Raw genomic sequence first — 3,881 nt, 5'->3', positions numbered from 1 at the left:
CTGCTGCGCGGGCGGCGCCTGGGCCGGGGTGGTGGTGGTCGTGGTGGGCGTGGCCGCCGGGGGGGTCGGCTCCGGGGAGGTGGACGGGGACGGGGCCGGGCTCGGCGACGTCGACGTAGGGGTCGGCTCCGCGAGCGTCGTCTCACCGGTCGGCCCGGCGACCACCCTCGGCCGCTCGGGCGCGCCGGCGTCCAGGACGAAGCGGATGCCGAGCCACGACACCCCGATCGCCGCCGCGGTGGTGAGCGTCCACACCGCGAAGTACTGCAAGCCCCGGATCACGGCGCGTCCTCCCGTAAGGGGCTCCCTCTGGAGCACGGTTCGGGAGTGTAGCCACCCGTTAGGGTTAGGGGTTCGGGTTGGCCGCGGTTAGGGGGTCGTTGGTGGCCCCAACGCTGCGGGACACCGATCGCTCACCCCGCGTGGTCGTGCCCGCCGCCGCCTGACCGCCCGTCACGTCCGCGCGCGGACGCCGGGAGCCCGCAGTGCCCGACCGCTCGCCCGGAGTCGCTTTCCCGCACGACCGACAATCGGATTATCCCGTTCCCCGGGAAACGGGTCCCTCCTGTTCAACCAGGCATTGGCAGGGGTGCGGCAGAGGGGTGGGACGGCATCCGACTGACCTCCCTTTCGCCCGATCGGGCAATGATCGTCCGGCCGCTCACGGACGGGTGATACGGGTAGGTTGCAGAATGTGCACGGGCACGCGTTACCGTTCGCGCATGGTTTCGGTGTTGTTGGTGGAGGACGACCCGGTGGTGCGCTCGGCGGTCACGCGCGCGCTGACCGGTATGGGCCACGCCGTGCTGGCCGTCGGCGCCGCCCTCGAAGCGCTGCGCGAGATCGCCGACCACGACTTCGACCTCGTGGTGCTGGACCTGGGCCTCCCCGACATGGACGGCGGCGACGCCCTCAAGATGATGCGCGGGGTGTGCGACACCCCCGTCATCGTCGCCACCGCCCGCGACGACGAGGCCGAGATCGTCCGCCTGCTCAACGCGGGCGCCGACGACTACCTGGTCAAACCGTTCTCCAGCGAGCACCTGGCCGCCCGGCTCTCCGCGGTGCTGCGGCGCACCCGCAAGGCCGCGCCCGAACCCGGCCCGATGCGCGTGGGCCCGCACCTGCTGATCGACCTCGACCGGCGCGAGGCGCGGCTGTCCGGCCGCGAGCTCAACCTCACCCGCAAGGAGTTCGACCTGCTCGCCTACCTCGCCGCCCGCGAGGGCAAGGTGGTGCCGCGCGCCGAACTGCTGGCGAACCTGTGGAACCTGCCCGGCAGGCACGACGACCAGACGCTCGACGTGCACCTGTCGTGGCTGCGCCGCAAGCTCGGCGAGCGCGCCGCGCAGCCCCGCTACCTGCACACCGTGCGCGGCGTCGGCTTCAAGCTCACGGCCGTAGGGTGAGGCGGTCGCTGGCCGTCGTCGCGCTCGCCGTCACCTCGATGGTCGCGCTGGCCTTCCTCATCCCGCTCGGCCTGGTGGTGCGCCAGCTCGCCGAGGACAAGGCGCTCGCCGACGCCGAGCGGCAGGCCGTCGCGCTCACCCCGGTGCTCGCCATCACCGCCGACCCGGTCATGGTCGAGCAGGCCCTGACCAGCGTGAACGGCCACGTCGCGGTGCACATGGCGGCAGGCGGGGTGATCGGCGAGGTCAAGGCCACCACGAGCCAGCTGCGCACCGCCCAGCGCGAGGGCCGGGCGTTCACCGCGACCGTGCCGGACGGCCGCGTGCACCTGCAACCGGTGGTGCTGGCCGACGGGGTCGCCGTCGTCGAGGCGTTCGTGCCGGAGGCGCAGCTCAGCCAGGGCGTCGGCCAGGCGTGGCTGGCGCTGTTCGGCGTCGCCGTCACCCTCGTGCTCGGGTCGGTGCTGGTCGCGGACCGCCTGGGCGCGCGCGTGGTCAAGGCCTCCCGCGAGCTCGCCGACGGCGCCAGGCGCATGGGACAGGGCGACCTGGAGGCCCGCGTCGAGCCGTCCGGACCGCCCGAGCTGGTGGCCGCCGGTGGCGCGTTCAACCGCATGGCCGACCGCATCGGCAAGCTCGTGACCAGCGAGCGGGAGATCCTCGCCGACCTCTCGCACCGGCTGCGCACCCCGCTCACCGCGCTGCGCCTCGACTCCGAGACGCTCGGCCCCGACCCCGGCGCGAACCGGGTCAGGCAGGCCGTGCACGCGCTGGAGCGCGAGGTCAACGAGCTGATCAGGGCCGCCCGCAGGGAGCTGGACGACCCGGACGGCAAGCGCTGCGACGCCGCCCGCGTGGTGCACGACCGGCTGGTGTTCTGGTCCGCGCTGGCCGACGACCAGCAGCGGCTGTGGAACCTGCGCGGCACCGAGCGCACCGCGTTCGTGCCCATCAACCGCAGCGACCTGGCCGCCGCCATGGACGTGCTGCTCGGCAACATCTTCCGGCACACCCCCGAGGGCACCGGGTTCGTCGTGGCGCTGTTCCACCAGCGCGACCGCGTGGTCATCGTCATCGAGGACGCCGGACCCGGCGTGGACGACCCGGAGGCGGCGCTCAAGCGGGGGAGCAGCGGGGCCGGGTCGACCGGGCTCGGGCTGGACATCGCCCGCCGCGCCGCCGAGTCCGCGGACGGGGAGCTGGTGCTCGACCGGGGGCCGCTGGGCGGCCTGCGGGTGCAGCTGCGGATGCGCAGGCTGTCCGACGCGTCGGCCTGACGCGCCGGCCTGGCCGATCGCGCCTTTCCGCTTCCTGATAGCAACCTTAAAACTTCCATAAATAATTGCGAGTTGACAATTCGTTTTGACTCGTTAGAGTGATTACAGGAATTGCGGCGGGCCGCCAGCGTTCTCCCAAACTCGACCGGCCCGCTTCGATTCCCCCTGCCGGTGCGGTGGCCGCGCGCGCTTCCCTGCACAAGCGCTGCTGCGGTCACCGCGCCCGACAATGTCCCCGAGCAGATGAGGAATACCGTGCCGCGTCCCAGGACCGCACTGCCCGCAGCCGCTCTGGCCCTCGTCGCCCTCGCGGGCTGCGGTGGGCCCGCTGCGCCGGGGCCGGTCAACGCGGGGAACATCGCCAACGCCGCAGCCGCTTTCGGCGCGCCCGCGGCGACCAGCACCACGGCCGCCTCCGACCCCGCCTCCCCGTCGTCCGCGAGCGGGGCAGCCGACGCGACGACCACGACCGCGACGACGCCGTCCTCCCCGGCGCCGTCCTCCTCGGAGGCCCCCGCGACCACGACGACGACGCAACCCCCTGTCGCGCCGACGTCCACCCCCGCGCAACCCCCCAAGCAGGAGACCCCCGCGCAGCCGCCGAGGACGACGCAGGCCCCCGCGCCGCAGAAGTCCGACGTGGAGATCGCGGAGGAGAAGGTCGTCGCGCTGACCAACGAGCAGCGCAAGGCCAACAACTGCCCGGCCGTCACCGCCGACGCGCGGCTCGGCAAGGCGGCCAGGGCGCACAGCGCCGACATGGCCGCGCAGAACTACTTCTCGCACGTGTCCAAGGACGGGCGCAGCTTCGTCGACCGGATCAAGGCCGCCGGTCACCCCTCGCCGGGCGCGGAGAACATCGCCGCCGGGCAGCGCACGCCCGAGGACGTCATGAAGAGCTGGATGGACTCGGAGGGCCACCGGGCCAACATCCTCAACTGCGGCCTGAAGACGCTCGGCGTCGGCATGGCCAAGGGCGGCTCGTACGGGATCTACTGGACGCAGAACTTCGGCTGGTAGCGCCCGTCCCGGCCCCGCCTCCCCACGGCGGGGCCGCAAGCCCGTGCCCGACCCCCGCCACCCTGCGGCGGGACCGGGAGCCCACGCCCTTCCCCCGCCACCCTGCGGCGGGGGAGGGGCCGAGGGGGGAAGAGCCCGCACCCGCTGGGCCGCAGCACTGACCTGCGGCGCGGCG

Annotated in this window: 3 protein-coding genes and 1 pseudogene; 3 read left to right on the top strand and 1 reads right to left on the bottom strand. The window is 73.5% G+C overall.

Features of this window, described 5'->3' with window-relative positions; genetic code table 11:
• Window positions 1-282 (bottom strand): annotated as a pseudogene (locus ACTUAL_RS00630) (hypothetical protein); the annotation flags it as partial.
• A 440-nt stretch (window positions 283-722) separates the two neighbouring features.
• Here ACTUAL_RS00630 and ACTUAL_RS00625 point away from each other — a divergent pair.
• From ACTUAL_RS00625 to ACTUAL_RS00615, 3 genes are all read left to right on the top strand, one after another.
• Window positions 723-1,409 carry a response regulator transcription factor gene (locus ACTUAL_RS00625; RefSeq protein WP_118947478.1) on the top strand — a complete coding sequence of 229 codons (687 nt, stop codon included), beginning with the start codon at window positions 723-725 and terminating at the stop codon, window positions 1,407-1,409.
• Entirely contained in the window at window positions 1,406-2,686 is a 1,281-nt protein-coding gene (locus ACTUAL_RS00620) for a HAMP domain-containing sensor histidine kinase (RefSeq protein ID WP_096495902.1), read from the top strand. The genes ACTUAL_RS00625 and ACTUAL_RS00620 overlap by 4 nt, the downstream gene beginning before the upstream one ends.
• Before the next feature lie 255 nt (window positions 2,687-2,941).
• Window positions 2,942-3,706 carry a CAP domain-containing protein gene (locus tag ACTUAL_RS00615; RefSeq protein ID WP_440898891.1) on the top strand — a complete coding sequence of 255 codons (765 nt, stop codon included), beginning with the start codon at window positions 2,942-2,944 and terminating at the stop codon, window positions 3,704-3,706.
• Window positions 3,707-3,881: the final 175 nt, after the last annotated feature.

It is taken from the genome of Actinosynnema sp. (assembly GCF_052038725.1).
The sequence above is the reverse complement of the archived record's forward strand: the minus strand, read 5'-3'. Positions and strand labels throughout refer to the sequence as shown.

Coding starts and splice junctions, on each gene's coding strand:
- ACTUAL_RS00625 (WP_118947478.1), top strand. CDS start 723: ATGGTTTCGGTGTTGTTGGTGGAGGACGACCCGGTGGTGCGCTCGGCG.